At 42.3% G+C, this 17,609-nt stretch carries 15 protein-coding genes; 1 reads left to right on the top strand and 14 read right to left on the bottom strand.

What is annotated here, in order from left to right; all coding sequences use genetic code 11:
* Positions 1-85: 85 nt before the first annotated feature.
* A complete protein-coding gene (locus tag UABAM_RS12100; protein WP_151968265.1) occupies positions 86-1,009 on the bottom strand; it encodes a WD40/YVTN/BNR-like repeat-containing protein in 924 nt (307 codons plus the stop codon).
* A 235-nt stretch (positions 1,010-1,244) separates the two neighbouring features.
* On the opposite strand from UABAM_RS12100, the gene UABAM_RS12095 reads away from it, so the two are divergent.
* Positions 1,245-1,910, top strand: a complete 666-nt coding sequence (locus UABAM_RS12095) for a hypothetical protein (RefSeq protein ID WP_151968264.1) — start codon at positions 1,245-1,247, stop codon at positions 1,908-1,910.
* A gap of 158 nt (positions 1,911-2,068) precedes the next feature.
* On the opposite strand, the gene UABAM_RS12090 is transcribed toward UABAM_RS12095, so the two are convergent.
* The 13 genes from UABAM_RS12090 to UABAM_RS12030 form a co-directional block, all read right to left on the bottom strand.
* The gene (locus UABAM_RS12090; protein ID WP_151968263.1) at positions 2,069-2,872 is read right to left on the bottom strand and encodes a hypothetical protein; all 804 of its coding nucleotides are present in this window, start codon (positions 2,870-2,872) and stop codon (positions 2,069-2,071) included.
* Positions 2,873-3,071: 199 nt separating this feature from the next.
* Positions 3,072-4,376 carry a B12-binding domain-containing radical SAM protein gene (locus UABAM_RS12085; protein WP_151968262.1) on the bottom strand — a complete coding sequence of 435 codons (1,305 nt, stop codon included), beginning with the start codon at positions 4,374-4,376 and terminating at the stop codon, positions 3,072-3,074.
* Complete coding sequence (locus UABAM_RS12080; protein WP_151968261.1) at positions 4,358-5,617, bottom strand: hypothetical protein; 1,260 nt, start codon at positions 5,615-5,617, stop codon at positions 4,358-4,360. The genes UABAM_RS12085 and UABAM_RS12080 overlap by 19 nt, the downstream gene beginning before the upstream one ends.
* Before the next feature lie 284 nt (positions 5,618-5,901).
* Complete coding sequence (ansA, locus tag UABAM_RS12075) at positions 5,902-6,942, bottom strand: asparaginase (protein ID WP_151968260.1); 1,041 nt, start codon at positions 6,940-6,942, stop codon at positions 5,902-5,904.
* 1 nt (position 6,943) lies between these two features.
* Positions 6,944-9,253, bottom strand: a complete 2,310-nt coding sequence (locus tag UABAM_RS12070; protein WP_173013269.1) for a xanthine dehydrogenase family protein molybdopterin-binding subunit — start codon at positions 9,251-9,253, stop codon at positions 6,944-6,946.
* Positions 9,246-9,689 (bottom strand): (2Fe-2S)-binding protein, encoded by a 444-nt coding sequence (locus UABAM_RS12065; protein ID WP_151968259.1) that lies wholly within the window; start codon positions 9,687-9,689, stop codon positions 9,246-9,248. The genes UABAM_RS12070 and UABAM_RS12065 overlap by 8 nt, the downstream gene beginning before the upstream one ends.
* 178 nt (positions 9,690-9,867) lie before the next feature.
* Positions 9,868-10,593: an FAD binding domain-containing protein gene (locus UABAM_RS12060; RefSeq protein ID WP_151968258.1), complete on the bottom strand. Its 726-nt coding sequence runs from the start codon at positions 10,591-10,593 to the stop codon at positions 9,868-9,870.
* Positions 10,594-10,606: 13 nt separating this feature from the next.
* On the bottom strand, positions 10,607-11,803 hold the full coding sequence (locus UABAM_RS12055) for a pyridoxal phosphate-dependent aminotransferase (protein ID WP_151968257.1): 1,197 nt from the start codon (positions 11,801-11,803) through the stop codon (positions 10,607-10,609).
* Position 11,804: 1 nt separating this feature from the next.
* Positions 11,805-13,796, bottom strand: a complete 1,992-nt coding sequence (gene argS / locus UABAM_RS12050) for an arginine--tRNA ligase (RefSeq protein ID WP_151968256.1) — start codon at positions 13,794-13,796, stop codon at positions 11,805-11,807.
* Positions 13,797-13,982: 186 nt separating this feature from the next.
* The gene (locus UABAM_RS12045) at positions 13,983-14,483 is read right to left on the bottom strand and encodes a hypothetical protein (RefSeq protein WP_151968255.1); all 501 of its coding nucleotides are present in this window, start codon (positions 14,481-14,483) and stop codon (positions 13,983-13,985) included.
* A complete protein-coding gene (gene lpxK / locus UABAM_RS12040) occupies positions 14,480-15,517 on the bottom strand; it encodes a tetraacyldisaccharide 4'-kinase (protein WP_151968254.1) in 1,038 nt (345 codons plus the stop codon). The genes UABAM_RS12045 and lpxK overlap by 4 nt, the downstream gene beginning before the upstream one ends.
* A 3-nt stretch (positions 15,518-15,520) precedes the next feature.
* Positions 15,521-16,732: a serine/threonine protein kinase gene (locus tag UABAM_RS12035; protein ID WP_151968253.1), complete on the bottom strand. Its 1,212-nt coding sequence runs from the start codon at positions 16,730-16,732 to the stop codon at positions 15,521-15,523.
* Positions 16,733-16,735: 3 nt separating this feature from the next.
* On the bottom strand, positions 16,736-17,602 hold the full coding sequence (locus UABAM_RS12030) for an NAD(P)H-hydrate dehydratase (protein WP_151968252.1): 867 nt from the start codon (positions 17,600-17,602) through the stop codon (positions 16,736-16,738).
* Positions 17,603-17,609: the final 7 nt, after the last annotated feature.

Raw genomic sequence — 17,609 nt, 5'->3', positions numbered from 1 at the left:
TTTTACTCCAGGGAGAATTACCTGGAGTAAGTTTGCGATTATTTTTAGGGATCACGATGGTTTTTGAATAAAGACGTTTAGGAATTTATCTAGAAAAAGTATTCTGAACTTTGTTCTCTAACTCCATAAACCATACACCGCCATCAGTGGTAATGTAAATCTTATTGTTACTACTGATCGCAATATCGTAAACGTCTGTATTAGTCAACCCGTAGTTGAAAGCTTGCCAAGTATTTCCTTCGTCCGTAGAACGAATCACCCCGCCTCTTTCAATCGCCGCGTACATATTTCCCTGAGAATCGATTGCCATAGAATTAATGTCACGATAAATGTTGTTGTGTACCACTTTCCAGCTACGGCCATTGTCTTCCGAGCGTATAATTTCCCCATGGAATTTCCCCATAAATATATGACCTTGGTCATTGATCACCATCGCCGTGCAATTATAAGTAGGTGTTTTGGAGTCAACAAGTTTCCAATCTTGGCCTTTATCTTTACTGGACCATAAACCAGTACCAGTATCATAACCGAAAAGTTCGTCTTGCGAATTAGATGTAATACCTTTTATTTGTTGCGAAAGATAGGTAATTTCCCATGTATCACCGTTGTCGAAAGACCGATGTAAATCCGTACCATTTGCTGTAAAATAGATGTGATCTTCCTCGGTGATGGTTATGTTGTATTTATTTGTGCCCGGCGCATTCACAATAAGGACCATGGTCCAGGTATGGCCTTTATCTGTAGAACGGAACAATCCGTGGTGGGCTGTCAAGGCAAAGAGATGTTGTTTGGAGTTTATGGCAACGGTTTGTATATAGTAACGAAGTCTTAAACTGATGCTTTGTTTTGAGGAGATAACACCGATATCGCTGGAGAAAAATAGAGTATTGTCTTTGTTTATCGCAATGTCTCGCACAACAGTTCCTTGTTTTAAAAGCGCGCGTTTCCACTGATTTTGTGCAAATGTACAGGTGGTTAAAATTAGGCAAAGTAAGAAAGTCTTTTTCATCGTGATCTCCTTTAAGTTTTGGAATATAAATGTCTCTACATGTAGATTGGAAAGAAAAAACGTTCGTATCCCTAAAAAAATTTTTTAGGTAAAATTTTGAAAACATCCTGTTTTCATGAGACATCCACAAAATCATTTTGTATTGTGGATGATATGCTATAAAGTGATGTAAATGTTCGTTGGGAAGTGGTCGTTGTGTCGCTTCTTTTGGTTTTGCAATGCGGAGGAAAAAAATATGAGACACCTAGTATTCTATTTGTTACAAGCTAGTGCAGGGATTAGTGCCGTATGGCTCCTATGGGCAATGTTAAAAGACTCTCCCTACCGAATTGGCTTCATGTCCGTCGAAGTAAAAGAATATCAACCGCAAAAATTTGTACAAATAGAGGCAAATGGTTATAAATGCGCGTACATTGCGTGGATGATTATGCTAGGATGTCTAGGTCTGTTGTACTTTGTAATGATTCCAGACGCCCAAAAGTACTTGCGTCGTACGATTTACCAAGACGAATGGTTGGAGCCTCTAATTGTCGGTACTGTACTTGGATTAATGGTGGTTTATGCGATCATTTTTTGTCTAGACGTCGTGATAAATAAGTCGGGAATAAAAACCATCACCTTTGACGTACCACAGCAAACTGTGACCTTGGTCGCGAAAGGAAAATCGATGGTCATTCCGATGGGCGAAATCAAGGAATGCAAGATGAAACACTGGGTTGGTTTAAAAGGGGAAATTTTAGTCGTCTTCATTTTAGGTGAGTTTGGCGGTTGTACAGTTGATATTATACCTGACTACAGCAAACTCCAAGAACGACTCGATATGTGGAGAGATATCTTCGGCGAGCGCTTTGTCGACGAACTAGACGACTTTCCTCCGGCGTCGGACAATCTTGTTTGTTGATGAGATGTGTTTACCATTCTTCGAACTCTTAGACGGTTTTGCGAATCAAAACAGCTCATATAATCGCGGTGGAAAATGTAGGGGCGGACCTTGTGTCCGCCCGTTCCCTCAAATACAGTAGGATATACGTTTACAACCACAAACCATGAATCCAAACTCTATTCGTTTTCGTTCGTTTCCTCACCTGCCGACACCGAACTTTGCTCGTTTTGTTGCTCAAACCATTTGCCATATTTTTCTTTGATCATAGATTCATATTCATCTATCCCTGTAATTACTTTTTGCGCAAATAGAGTTCGGTCTTCTTTCTTTTCCCATTCCGCGGCATTTTTTAAATTTTGTTCTACTTCATCACGACTAAAAAATTGCATATTGTACAATTGCATTCCCAAGGTGTAATTCTCCACTTCTTCATCAATTTCGACGAGCATTCCGATAAATCCCAATCCTCTAGGAGGAAATAGATACATACCTTCTAGCGATGGTTTTTGTTGACTATATTTACTTTTTATACAGCCGACGGGAAAATCATTTTTGATACGAAATGAACTGCGGGGAACGCCTAAAAAATCTACCATGGTTTCTTTGGTTTCATTTATGACAGAATTGACAACGGCTTGTTTGGGAAAGCGAAAAATATTCACTTCAGGATCAGCGTTTTGCTGCTTTCTTTTTCGTAAATCGCTTGTTTGTTGTACCATTAGGTATTGTAAATTTCCATTTTTAGTTACTTTGAAGGGAATCGTTAACACTGTGGGACGAAAGCCCATCCAATGATAAAAAGCCACTTTATTACGCCCAAAAGCATGGATACCACACAAGTCTTTACCAATTTCCCAGAATACATATACAACCGCAACAGGCGAAGCTACAATCCACAATACGCTTAACAAATACTCGGTATCGTACATTGCGGTAACAACAATCCCTACAATAGCAAGCAACAAAACAACTACTCTCATTTGAATTTTACCTTTCCATCAATAAAACTAAACATCGGATTTTAAATTTTTATTATTACAACACACGATATGGGAGTCAAGGTGGAAATGTAAGGGCCCGTTCCCGCAAAATACAGATTGGCATACACTTTTAAACAGTCGTGTTTGTCACTCCCGTATACGCTCCTGAATTGCACTATCTGTTTTCACTCTTGATCAACTAACCTGAGGAACGTTGTTGTTTAAAATGTTGTTTCCTTTTTTGATAGGCATCTTCGGTATATGCTTGGCTAAATAACCAATGCATACCTTGTTCCAACTCCTGAACACTCATATTTTGCGGTTGGTAATTTACGTCGAAAAGAGTACAGCTTTCCCAAAAACGTTCTTTTAATAAACGTCCTTCTTTTTTGAGTCTATCAAACAGCGGTGTTCCCGGAAAAGGTGTTAAAACCGTAAATTGTACATCTTCGGCACCTAAGTCCTGTACAAACTGCCAAACCTGAGGAAATATTTCTGGTGTGTGGTGATCCAAGCCAAGAATAAAACACGCAATCACTCCAATACCACGCGATTGCAAAGTATCCACAACCTTACGGATTTTGGGGGCTTGTTTTTTCTTCCAACCTACGGGATCGATACCTTCGAGATGTTGCTCATTGGGGCTTTCAAATCCGATTAACACTTGGCGGCAACCCGATTGAGAGATTAAATCACAAAGTTGTGTGTCCTCGGCAACCGAAGCGTCCGTTTCGGTAAAGTAGCGTATTTCTTCGCGTTGCAGTTGTTGGAGAAAGTCCTTGCTCCACGCTTTGTTTAAAAACGTATTGTCATCGGCAAACTCAAAAAATGGCTGTGAAAAATATTTACGCGCAGTGCGTATTTCGTCGATGATCAAATCGATGGGCTTTTGATTAAAACGTTCACTAATAAGAAGACTCGCCGCGCAAAAATCACAATTGCGCGGGCATCCGCGTGAGGTTTGGATGGTGAGTCTGCTGTATTCGCGGTTTTGTAACAAATCAAAACGCGGTTTTGTGTACAACTGTGGGGAAAATACCTTGTCCTTGGCACCATAGTACTTTTTTTGCATTTGCCCGCGTGAAAAGTCTTCTAACAGCTTTGGCCATGCACCTTCAGCACCATTGATCACAACGGCATCGGCGTGTTGTAGAGCTTCGTCGGGCATCATGGATACATGAAGCCCACCCATCACCACCTTCACTCCGGCACCGCGATAATAATCGGCAATAGCATATGCTTCGTGGATTTGCGCCGCCAAGGACGAAATTCCCACAAGATCGAACATTGGTAAGTCGCAACTATATTTGTCGATTTCGATATAGTGAACTTCATATTCGGGAGGGGTCAAACCCGCTACGGTAAGTATACCTAAGGACGGTAAGGTGGCAATAGTTTGTCCACGCTTGACAAACCCAGGCAACGACACTCCCAACTCCATAAGCTCCGGTGACTGTATACGCACCCCGCTCATGGCAATTAAGCCTATTTTTGTTTTCGCCATTTTGCACTGTATTCCAATCTTTTTAGTTCGTCATTTATTGGTGTTAGACCAAATGATTCTTCATTGAGGTCATTCACGGAACTATTGTGATAGAAAATAAACCCATATATACGCTCTTTATTGTTTGCAATCCATTTTTGGCCGCGGGGGGTTTTTTGCAAAGTTTGTCCAAGAGAGGAAAAAATTTGTACGTCTTTGTCATCGCGAGCAGAATTAAAGCTTCGTAAAGTAAAACAGTTTGTCAAATAGTTGTAATATGTGTCGTGCATCCACTGTGGATCTGTTTCTTGTAGATTTTGGAATATTTTGTTTAGTTGAGCAAAGTAACCAAATAGAAAATATTTTCCATATAACGTCGGCGGAATTTTGCGTACCGCCGAAAAATCACTTCTTTGGTGTTTTCTCATAATAGATAGCGCGTAAATAATATCGTCATCATGTTTGACGATTTTTTCCAACTCTAGAGAGCGGTGAACTTTATGTTGGTGAACAATAGCTACCCATCCCCAAAATACCGCAAAAATAATAACGGTGAATAGTGGATAAGAGGATGGCATTGCCTGTGGAAAGGTATGCGTTTTTTTGCGTTCCATTGCGGTTTTTGCTATCGCACAACCTAGAAATGCAATAATGGATAATACGCAAGTGGTGTTGGTAAGCTTGTAAACCATTTGCTCTTCCAGTGAAAAACGCAGTCCGCCCATGTTACGTGCAAGGGACATTCCCAAAGACGAAAAAAACGTCGCAATGCCGACAACAAAAGACACCGGCATCAAGATGACAATAATGGAATTGCGAATAGGTGTATCAAGAAGTACTTGTACAACGCGAATCATAAGACACACACGCCACAGTGACACGATGGTCAGGAGGGCAATATTCGCCATAGCGCTGTTGTATTCCGTCATCATCGTTTCTACGGGAATGGCGTACAACCATGCAATCGGAGCTGTCATCCAGAATAAGTTGAGAAAACGCAGGTACTCTTTGAAAAATGTATAGCCTTCCGCGAGTTCGCGACGTACGAATAAAAAGATAAAAAATGAATTTAATGTAGAAAATATAAACGGCGAAAGTAGATATATCGGCTCATGAAAAAAAGACGCTTGGTCATAGTTGCGCCCGACACCCGTCATCAAGACAAAGATCGCACCGATCAGTAGCGAAAATTTGGCCGAAGCGACTTTGTGTATCGCTTCGCGATTACCAAATAAATAGAGCAGTATAGTTGAGAAGTTCATTGGTATTCGTTTCTGTTGTGTTTGTTTTTGTTAGATGTTTTCTCAGATTGGTGTGCTATCTATAAGTTGTATTCGTATGATTTAGTTTAAGTTGCTGTATTGTATGAACGCTGAGGGCGTGGTGTAAACAAAAAAATTTGGAGTTGTGAAATCGTAGTAACGAAGACCCGCAAACCAGTGACGTCTTTTCCTATACATCTACCATATACAGTGAAAGACGTCAGTGGTTTGCGATGCCTTGTTGGTTGGTTTTTTTTGTGTGAAATTTTCATGCAAGATTCACATCAAATTAAAGTACTATAAAGCCCACAAGTCAGTTCTCCGCGTAGGTTTTTTGCCATTAGCATGCGTTTTCGTTTTATTTCGTGTTTTAGCGTGAACAAGTAAATCATCTTTGCCAGTGCTGACTCAATCGTCATATCTCCGCCATTGACTACTCCGCATTTTTGTAGCACCGAACCGCCGCGGTAGTACTGCAAGCTAATTTCTCCCAGAAGGCACTGACTGCAAACCGCAATCAATACTCCACGTCCCACAGCTTCTTCTAGTATGGGTACCAGTTCCGGTGACTCAGGGATATTACCAATTCCGTAAGCTTCGATCACTAGCCCCTGCAATGGAGCCTTTAGAATTTCCTGTAGTAGCAAAGGCGAAAACCCCGGGAATATGCGTACTGTTGTCACGGTGACATCGGGGGCAAAAGGGATAAACTCAAAATTGTTTTCATAGGTGGGCATGGGCAATAGGAGATCTTCGCGCACTTTAATTTTGATTCCGGCTGTGGCTAGTGGCTCAAGGTTTGGCGAGATAAACGCGCCGAAACCCGAGGCATTTACCTTAACGGCACGGCAACCACGATATAGTTTCTCGCCAAAATATAGGCATACCTCGGGAATCTCAAACTGTTGTGCTATGATTGCCGCAGCAATGATGTTGTCGCGTCCGTCGCTGCGTAATTCGGATAGGGGAATTTGTGAACCGGTTAGAATCACTGGTTTTCCCAAATTCTTTAGCATAAACGCCAATGCTGATGCAGTGTAGGCCATGGTGTCGGTTCCGTGAAGGATGATAAAACCGTCAAAATCATGGTAGTTTTTTGCTACGTAATCACCGATGGCCACCCAATCCTTAGGGGCCATATTTGCCGAGTCCATCGCAGGTGTGTATTCATCGATGACAAAGTCCGGCATATCGCTGCGATGAAACTCAGGTATGGCGTTGAGAACTTTGGTTATGTATCCCGGAGGAGCAGGAACATAGTTCCCCTCCTCTTTGATCATGCCTATGGTTCCTCCGGTGTAGAGGATTGCGAGTTTTTTTTTCATGCTAAATTTTACCCAAACCTTTGAGGATTTTTTCTGGGGTAATGGGTAGTTCGCGAAGTCTTACACCGCAAGCGTTATAGATGGCGTTGGCGATCGCAGGGGCTGGTCCGTTAATCGGAATTTCGGCGATGGCTTTTGCGCCAAATGGTCCCGTGGGCTCGTCGGTGTGCACGAATTTGGTGACGATTTCCGGCATATCGATTGCGGTGTGGATGTGATAATCGAAAAAATTGGTGTTGATGGGCGCACCCTTGTCGTCGAAAATCATGTACTCAGATAGCGCATAACCCAGTGACTGTGGTATGGCACCTTCCACTTGCCCTTCTGCCATTTGTGGATTGATGACCTGTCCGGCGTCGGAGACGGAGACGATTTTTTTTACGCGAACGATTCCGGTTTCGGTGTCGACCTCTATTTCGGCAAATGTAGTGTTGAATGGCGGTGGTGAATCGTAGCTCATGTGCGAGGCGTTGGCCATAATTTGATGTTGTTCATGGGTGTAGAATGCCTTGGTGCAGATTTCTTGGTATGTGACAGAGTTACCATCGGCAGCTATGACACAACCGTTTTTGATACTGGCTTCGTCTACTTCGAGGAGCTTCTTGCCCATGTCTAAAATTTGTTGTTTTACTTTTTCCGCGGCTTTTTTTACCGCACCACCGGAAATGTATGTGGTACTCGACGCATAAGCTCCGGTGTCGAAAGGTGTCATGTCGGTGTCCGAGGAGTAGACGATGATCTTTTCTACCGGAACTTCGAGAACTTCGGCGGCGATTTGCGCTAGCATGGTGTCTGACCCGGTCCCGATGTCTGTGGCTCCGGCGAGTAAGTTAAAACTGGCGTCTTCGTTCATTTTTATAAACGCGGCGGCCATATCAATTCCCGGAATTCCCGAGCCTTGGCCACAACCAATCATTCCCACACCGCGGCGCACTCTTCCACTTTTTTCTTCGTTGTAAAGTTCGTCCCAGTTGATGAGCTTTTTACCTTCATCGATACAATCTGCCATACCACTGGTGTATATCTTCATCGGATAACCTTCGCCACCTTCGCCTAGTATTTTAGCGATGGGAACGTCGTCGCCTTCTTTGATATAGTTTTTGTGACGTAGCTCCGTTGGGTCTATCTTTAACTCTGTAGCAATTTCATCGAGCATCACTTCCATAGCAAAGAAACCTTGTGGTGCACCGTAACCACGGTAGGCACCAGGAACGGACATGTTGGTGTATACTGCTTGACCGAGAAGTTTTTTGTTTGGTGCGGCATAGAATGAGAGTGCTTTGTTTGCGGTAACTGACATAACGGTGAGTGAGTGTGTTCCATAGGCTCCACCGTTTTCTAAAATATTGAGATCGATCGCTTCAATAAAACCATCGTTTTTGACACCCATACGCACTTTGAGAATTTGTGGGTGACGTGAGCGTGCGGCGAAGAGTTCTTCTTCACGTGTGTACTCAATTCTCGCAGGTTGTCCGGTTTTTAGCGTGACCGCAGCACACACTTCTTCGTTGAGAATCTCTTGTTTGCTTCCAAAACCACCGCCGATGCGCGGCTTGATGACGCGAATGCGACTAATCGGAAAATCAAGTACTTCGGCAACTATACGACGAACGTGAAAAGGAACTTGTGTTGCGGTACGAATGATTAATCGATTGTGTTCGTCCATCCATGTGACGGCAATGTGTGGTTCAATGTGTGATTGTTGGGCAAAAGGAACTGAGTATTCTTGTTCAAACACATGATCGGCTTTTTCCATCGCTGCTTCGACGTCGCCTAATTCGGCTTTTAATTCGGCGATTAGGTTACGCTTGTGATCGTGTACCATTGTAAGCCCTGATTGCTCGTGGACCATAATGTTCGAGGTTAGCGACTCACGCGGGTCGAGGAGCGCTTCGAGAATTTCGTATTCTACTTTGATTTTTTCGATGGCTTCTTCGGCCGCGGCAAGTGTCTCTGCGGCAACTGCGGCAACGCGATCACCTACATAGCGTACTGTGGAGTCGAAAATACGAGTATCACGCGAAGAAGGCTCTGGGTAGCCTTGTCCAGCAGTTGTGTAGTAATGGGTTTCAAAATCTTCGTGGGTAAGAATAAGTTGAACACCTGGTACCTGTGCAGCAAGTGAAGTATCAATACTTTTTATGTGCGCATGGGCATGAGGACTGTGTAATATTTTGATATGTAACATATCACGCAATTGTAGGTCATCGGCAAAGACCGGTTGACCTGACACCAACGCCAATCCATCGACGCGCACGGTTTTTTTTCCTACGTATTTCATATCGTTATTTGTTGTCTGTTTCTCATTCATGACTCACCGCCTTTATTGGTTTTACATATCCGGTACAACGACACAAATTGCCTGCCAATGCATCACGTATATCTTCTGTGGAAGGTTGCTTGTTTTCTCTAAGTAGTGCTTCCGAAGCTAAGATCATTCCCGGCGTACAATATCCACATTGTACCGCACCTTCATCGAGAAACTTTTGTTGTAGGTGATGCAGGTTGTTCTTGCTTCCAAGATTTTCGACGGTTTCGATCTTTTTTCCCTCTACAGTATGCATCATGATAAGACATGAATTTTGCGCCTTGTTGTCTACAAGAGCAGTACACGCTCCGCATTCTCCTAATTCACAGCCATTTTTGACGCTGTAAATTTCTTGACTTCGGAGATAGTGAAACAGAGTTTCTCCGGGAGCGAACTCTGCTTTTGTTTCTTTTCCATTTAATGTAAATGTTACTTTCATACCCAAATTCCTCTTTTATTGTTTTTGCCGTGTGTAATTTTTGCAAAGGTTATTATTCATTGTTCGTCGTTGAAAATGATTGTCCACCTGTATTTGGGGAACGGGCGGACACAAGATCCGCCCCTACATTCCACCACGATTCCCTTTGTTTTTTATTGCGGTTTGAATGGAATAAAATCTAACCTGTAAAGTCTCGCAATGCAACCTTTACCAAATGTCGTTTATAATTGCACGATCCATGGTGGTCATCGGCAAAAAATTCAGCCAACTTCTCCTCTACTGCTTCATCTATCTTACCGTCTTCGACCACAAAGTTGGCAAACCCATTTGTTCGTCCGCCAATAACACACATTTTTGTGGTATAGTTATAACCGACCACAATAAACGGTGGGGCAGAGGGAATAACACTGTAGCCCTTTACATCGACATTGCGATCTTTGGCAAATACGATTTCGCTGATAATTCCTTCTCCATCCCATGAGTTGATGTCTACCTCTGTGGTGCGATCGTTGACGAAAACTTTGAGGTTTACGTTTATGGCATGTAGTAAGACATTTATCTGTGAGGTTGTACTTTTCTGTGCAATCTCACCGCCGATGGTACGTTGGTTGCGTATATTTTTGGAATAGCATGATTGGTGCGCACTGCGACCAATGACATCTTTGTCGAAGTGACCTTCCATTTGCTGTAAAGTTACACCTGCCCCAATAGATATTTGTTCACCTTCTTCTGCTATTTTTGATGCAATTAGGTGATTTATATCAATTAGCGTATGCACTTCTTTACTTTTTTGTGCAACTAAATAGGTTCCTCCGCTAAAGAGAACGCTATTTTTGTTATCATTTAGTTTGTTTGCCTCTAGCAACGTGGCAGGCTGCTCGATGTTTTGGATACTTGCCCACATAATAATTGCCTCCTTATCCTTCGCGTAATTCTGCAAAGGCGTTGTGTATACGTTCAATACCTTTTTTTATCTGTTCGTGAGATGTTGCATACGATATGCGAAAATTCAAGTCACAGCCGAAAGCCTTTCCTGGAACGACCACCACATGGTGTTTTTCCAACATATAATCGGCCAAATCTAGTGAACTGTTGATGGCTTTGCCTTCAGGTGTTACTTTGTTGTAGCCTTCACATTGAGGAAATAGGTAAAAAGCTCCGGGCGCTTTATCTACACTAAGTCCTGGAATTTTATTTAGCAAATCATGGGCTAGGTTACGGCGATCTTCAAAAATACTGCGCATTTTTTCCACTTCGTCTTGCGAACCGGAAATGGCGGTGGCCGCGGCTTTTTGCGAAATCGAACATGGACTGGAGGTGAATTGGCTTTGTATTTTGGCCACGCCTTTGATGATTTCTGGTTCGGCGGCGATGTAACCAATGCGCCATCCTGTCATGGCATATGCTTTGGATACCCCATTTACCACAATGACTTGTGACTTGATTTGCGGGTATTGTGCCAGTGAGAAATGTTTGTTACCATCGTACACTAGTTTTTCATAGATTTCGTCGCTAATGACCCATATTCCACTTTCGGCAATTACCTCTACCAAACTCTGTAGTTCTTGTTCACTGTAAACGGCACCACTTGGATTGTTGGGGCTGTTGATGATCACGGCTTTTGTTTTGGGGGTAATGGCTTCCTTGAGTTGTTGTGCCGTAATTTTGTATCCAGAGTCTTTTGTTGTTGGTACAACCACACTTTTACCGTGACACAGTGTGACCATTTCAGGATAGCTCAGCCAGTAAGGCGCAGGGATGATAATTTCGTCACCTGGATTAATTAGAGTCATGAGAACATTGGAAATAGAATGTTTGGCTCCATTGTTTACTGCGATATTTTGCGCGGTGTACTCTAAATTATTTTCTGTTTTTAATTTGGAGACGATAATATCCTTTAGTTCGTTGATTCCCACTGCCGCCGTGTAGCGCGTAAAATTGTCATTGATTGCATCAATTCCACTCTGTTTTATGTGCTGCGGAGTAGGGAAATCAGGCTCACCAACGGTAAAGCCCACGATATCTTTCCCTTGTTGTTTCAAGTCATTTACTTTTGCCACCAACTGCAAAGTAAGAGAAGGTGTCACTTGATCTAGTGTACGATTGAGTTCCATATTACATCCTTTCGGGAACATTCATCCCTAAAAGTTTCATACCATTGTGAATAACCTGGGCAACAACTTTGCACAGTAATAATCTCGCTTGTTTTGTCTCTTCGTCGTCGCTAATAACTTGGTGCACACCATAGAATTTGAACAGTAATTTTGTCAAGTCCAACAAATAGGTGGTGATAAAATGTGGACTGTCGTTCTCGGCAGCATTGGCTACTGCCTGAGGAAAATCAGCGACTTTTTGTAGTACTGCCTGTTCTTCCTTGGAATGGAGAATCGCATAGTCGACTTCCGTAGTTGCTGTGGCATTGGCGTTGCGAAAAATACCACAAATACGTGCGTAGCCGTATTGGATATACGGACCAGTGTCGCCGGTAAAGGCAATAGCACCACTCTTGCCAGCACTGTCACCGCTATCGCTAGAAATTGCTTTGTGTGGATCAAAAAGTAGTGCTTTTTCGCGAGAGATGTTGAGTAAAAATAATTTTAGAGCGGCCAAGGCTATGTCTTCGGCAACATTCGCTATTTGGTCTTCTTCGATATCGATTTTTTCGTTGGCAGTGATAATGTCGACGACACGTTGTTCCATTTCCTTTACGAGCTCATCGGCATCTACGCGTGTTCCCTTGCGGCTTTTGAGCTTTCCTTCGGGAAGATTTACCATTCCGTAAGAAATGTGACGGCATTTTTCCCACCACGAAAAATCTAGAATTCCGAGAATGCTGAATAGTGTTTTAAAATGCAACTCTTGCTCTTCGCCCACGACAAATAAGCATTGGTCAAGTTCTTTGTCTTTATGTTTGAGAATAGTCGTTCCGATGTCTTGGGTAATGTATACCGAAGTTCCATCGGCGCGAAGTAATAATTTGTCCTTAGGAGAAAACTTTTTGAAGGTTTTCGAATCTTGTTTTTTTAGTGATTCTCCGCTCACCCAAATGGAATTGTCGTCGTGTTTCGCAAATACACCTTTTTGCGCACCTTCTTCTACGTGCTTTTTTCCTAGAGAAAATGTATCGCTTTCAAAATAAAATTTATCGAACTCACAGCCGAGTTTGCCGTAGGTTTCATGAAAGCCATCCATTACCCACGCATTCATCTTTTTCCACAACGCGCGGACTTCCGCGTCATTGTTTTCCCATTTTTTTAGCATCGCCAACGCATCGCCGTATAGCTTGGAGTTGCTAAGGAAATCGTTGTTGAAATCTTCGACCGATTTTTCTGTGTCTTTTAGCTTTTTACGCAATTCTTTTTTTTGTGCAGCATCTTTACAGTTGCGCACTTGTTTTTTTAGATCACCAATTTCTGTGGCGAGTTTTTCGAGATCAATTTTTTGATCTTTGGCACATTGTTGTTTTTCTTCTTCTAACTTATTGTCGAATAAAACATAGTACTTACCAACAAAGTGATCCCCTTTTTCTCCACAGCTTTCGGGAGTTTCGCCGTTGCCCCATTTTTCATAGGCCAACATAGATTTGCAAATGTGAATACCGCGATCATTTACCAAGTTGACCTTAATGACCTCGTATCCATAAAAGTCGAGAATATTGGCGATGGCCATACCTAAAATGTTGTTGCGCAGATGCCCCAAATGTAGTGGTTTATTCGTATTCGGTGAAGAATACTCGATCATGACCGTTTTGTTTTTCTTTTCTCCGCGTCCGTAGTCTTTTTCTTCTTTCATTACTGTGCGACAAACCACTTCGCTGAAAAGGGTTTTGTTGATAAACACATTGATATACGGTCCGACGGCTTGCATTTTGCTTACCAAAGAAGAAGGCGTAAAATTTGCGGCGATGTCGGTAGCAATGGCTACCGGAGCTTTTTTCAATGCTTTGGCGAAGGGAAAACACGCGATCGCATAGTCTCCCATATCGCTATTGGGCGGTGCGCTAAACTGAATGGCATCGGGAGATATATCCTCTACATCGCTAAATGCATTATTAATATTTTGGCAAATTTCCGTCTTTAATTTGTTGGTAAATTCCTGTAAGAGCATGACAATTTTCCTAAAGTCCCCTAATCGCTAGTTAAAATCCGTAAGCGTGTCATCCCTGTGAAAACGGGGATCTAGCAATCTGAATAATTCTCATTACTGGTTTACCGCTTTCGCGGTAATGACACAAGTGTTTAGTAAATTATTAGACGTTTCTAGATGAAACTCAACTAGCAGTTTAGGGTTAAATTATAATATATTCTTCATATCTTCGTAAAGATAATCTGCTTTACTGTTTACGAAAATATCGGGCTGCGGATTGGTGAAGCGCCCAATGTTGTATATGTTTTTGTAGTAAATCCACTCGCTATCAACTTCGTAACGTCCGTTAAATTTTATTTGTCCCCATTGATTCTCGTCGAGTTTGAAGGCGAATTTTCTCTTTTCCCATGCAATGCCTTCCCCTTCGTAGTGGTTGGGTAAGTGATATGTTTTTATCATACCGTCTTGTTCGAAAAAACCAATGCATGAATCTTGTTGTGGAAGAGAGTCTTCTTCCTTTGTTTCCATATGTGTTTTTGCAAAGTCATTCCATGCATAGCATGAAAAAGATTGGTAACCATATGCCTTGTTTTCGGAAAGAAAAGGCAAGAATTCATACACTTCGGGAACGGCGTTGCGAATACTGGCTTTTGGTGCACCGCGATACTCTTTTCCCCATTTTATTTCTACCATTTGCACTATAATCATGATTTTTTCCTAATCGTATTTTCAATTACTGAAATAAGTTCTTGTTTGCCTTCGGTGATGTCTATTTCTATTTGTAAAACCCAAATAGGTATTTCGCCACTTACTTCGCTAATCTTGACGGCGTCTTTCGCTGTGGTGATGATGATGTCTGCGTGATGCTGTTGCGCACTACGGCAGATCGTGGTTATATCTTCGGTGGTGTAGTGATAATGATCGTCAAAGGCTTTTAATTCTATCACTTCGACCCCAAGATTTTCCACTAAATAACAAAAACTATTGGGGTTTCCTATGCCGCAAAATAGTACAGCTTTCTTGCCGGTAAATGTATGTTTGTTTTGCGTATGTTTTTTAGTAAGTTCTGTAAAATAAGCGGGAACATGTTGTGAGAGAACCTGTAACTTTTCTCCCGCGACATGACGCAGTTGTTGGCGAATTTTTTGTAGTTGTTGTGTCGTGACCATGTCGCTACGCGTAATGATAAAAACATCAGCACGTTTTAGGTTACTTAGATATTCGCGAAGAAATCCGCGTGGCAGCATGTGCTTATAACCAAATGGACAAGTTGCGTCGATAAGTACGATATCTAGGTCGCGATTGAGTTGTCTGTGTTGGAAACCATCATCGAGTAAAAATACGATATCTTCTCCGTATTGCTGCAGAGCCTTTTGCGCGGAATCGTAGCGTTTACTGCCTGTGAAATGTGGTACTTGTGGAAGAGCTTGTGCAAAAATTTGTTGCTCGTCTCCTCCATAGCCACGCGAAAGGAGTATTGTCTGGGGGAAACTTTGTGGGAAATTTTGGATGAGCCATATCACCATAGGGGTTTTTCCCGTTCCTCCGGCAATGATGTTACCGATACTAATTACAGGCGCATGAACCGATTTACCTGATAGGAAATGATATTTGTATCCCAGATTGCGTAGATGTGTGATGACACCATATACAATACTTGCAAATTTCAAGATAGGACGTAAGAAAAAAAAATGTAGTTTATTGCTCGTTTGCAATTGATGTACGAAAGAGGTTTTGCTCATAGTTTAGCCAGCGAGTAGTAAAATGATAACGAGTGTTGAACAAAGTATTACGATGAGTATTTGATAGTATATTTCGCGGTATTTTAGCCTTTTTATTTCCTCTTCAAGTTTGTAGATTTGCGCCGGAAGGCCAAAAAAATCTTGACGGGCAATCGTGGACTTATTGATGTCGAGTCTTTCCGCTTTTGGTGAACTACCTTCTTTTACTAGTACAAGGTCGCGCTTTAGGTTTTCATAACTTTGGTAACGGTCTTGTGGTTCTTTTGCCATCATTTTTTCGATAATTTGACAAACTCCTGGTGGGATGGAACCACGTATACTTAAAGGGGAAGGAATGGCCGCTTTAATATGTTGGCGAATAATAACGGATTCAGACCCATCGTAGGGAGCAGAACCGGTGATCATGTGATAAAAAGTTGCACCAAGGGAGTAAATGTCACTGCGATAGTCTAGGTCGTTTTTACCCATGGCTTGTTCTGGAGACATATAGTCGGGTGTTCCTAAGACAAAATCGTCGTTTTGTACGAGTTGTTCGTCCATTTTCGACTTTACAAATCCAAAGTCGCCTAACTTCGCAATTTGTTCTTTGTTTATGATAATGTTACTTGGTTTGATATCGCGGTGTACCAGGTTTTTTTTCCAAATATAATTCAGTGCATCTAGAAGCTGCAGGGTATGATCCATTGCCTTTTCTAAAGGAATATAATCGTCTTTGTTGATGATTTGTTCTAGGGTAGACCCAGGAACGTATTCCATAGAAAAGTAGTAATGACCTTTATCATAACCAATATCAAATACTTGGATTAAATTCGTGTGCGATAGTTTACCCACGATGCGCGCTTCGAGAAGAAAACGTTTGCGAAATTCTTCGTCTTGTACCCATTTGCGATAGAGAACTTTTAGTGCCACATTGCGTTTCATCGAAAGTTGTTTGGCAAGGTATACGACACCAAGACCACCTTCACCTAAAATAGATTTTATTTCGTAGTTTCCGATGGCGAGTGCCTTGTTTTTTTTGCGTGTTTCTTTGTATAACCGATCGAGTTGTTCTACACTCATTAAATTGTGATATAAAGCTAATTCATGCAACATTTTGTCTTTGTGCTTGGGAGCATTTTTTTGCGATTGCTTACACCTGGCAACTTGCTCCGCAGTGAGATATTTTCCTTGGATTGCGGCGTGCATAAATTCTTTATCCGAAAGATAATATTCCACGATTTATTCCTGACTTAAATGTATTTGAAAAGCATGTGGTAAAAACTGTAGTATGTCGCTGGCGATCATCCCGTATTCTCCTATGTATTCTTTGCACAGATCTCCTGCAGCACCGTGTAGGTAAACACCTAGTTGCGCTGCGGCAAATGCTGAAAAACCCTGTGCGAGTAGGGCGGTAATCACCCCTGTCAAAACATCTCCACTTCCCCCTGTTGCCATTCCTGGATTTCCGGTAGTGTTTTCGTAGTAACTGTCGTGGCTGACAACGATCGCTGGTGCGACTTTTAATACCACAACACAGTTGTGATCACGGGCGAATTGCATCGCAATTTCTTTACCGTTTTCTACGATTTCATTAATAGGTTTGCCCACTAAACGACTGAACTCTCCAGGGTGAGGAGTTACAATTGTGGGAGCACTACGTTTTTTTAGTACGTCACTGCGATCGCAAAGCGCGTTGAGTGCATCGGCATCTATTACAATTGGCGCACGTAAGCGCGGAATAACATCGTAAATAAATTCTTGTGTATAGTGGTGTTGTGACATTCCTGGACCAATGGCTACGGCTTGGCATTCATTTGTAACATCAACAATATTACTCCTTGCCATAAAAGACACTGCTCCGGTAGACGTTGAGGGAAGAGGATAGGTCATTGCACAAGTTAACTTTGTTGCCGCAACGCGTTGTTCACTGTCGGGAGTGGCTAAGGTGACCAATCCCGCACCAGAACGCAAGACCGATTCTGTTGTGAGGTACGCAGCTCCCATCATGCCACGTGAACCGGCGATAATAAATACTTTACCACAGCTTCCTTTGTGGGCATTTTGTTTGCGTGGGGACAATTTGGGTAAGGTTTGTATTTGTTCCATAACTCTT

Source organism: Candidatus Uabimicrobium amorphum (assembly GCF_009002475.1).
GTDB lineage: Bacteria > Planctomycetota > Uabimicrobiia > Uabimicrobiales > Uabimicrobiaceae > Uabimicrobium > Uabimicrobium amorphum.
This window is presented reverse-complemented; position numbering and strand designations above follow the sequence as displayed.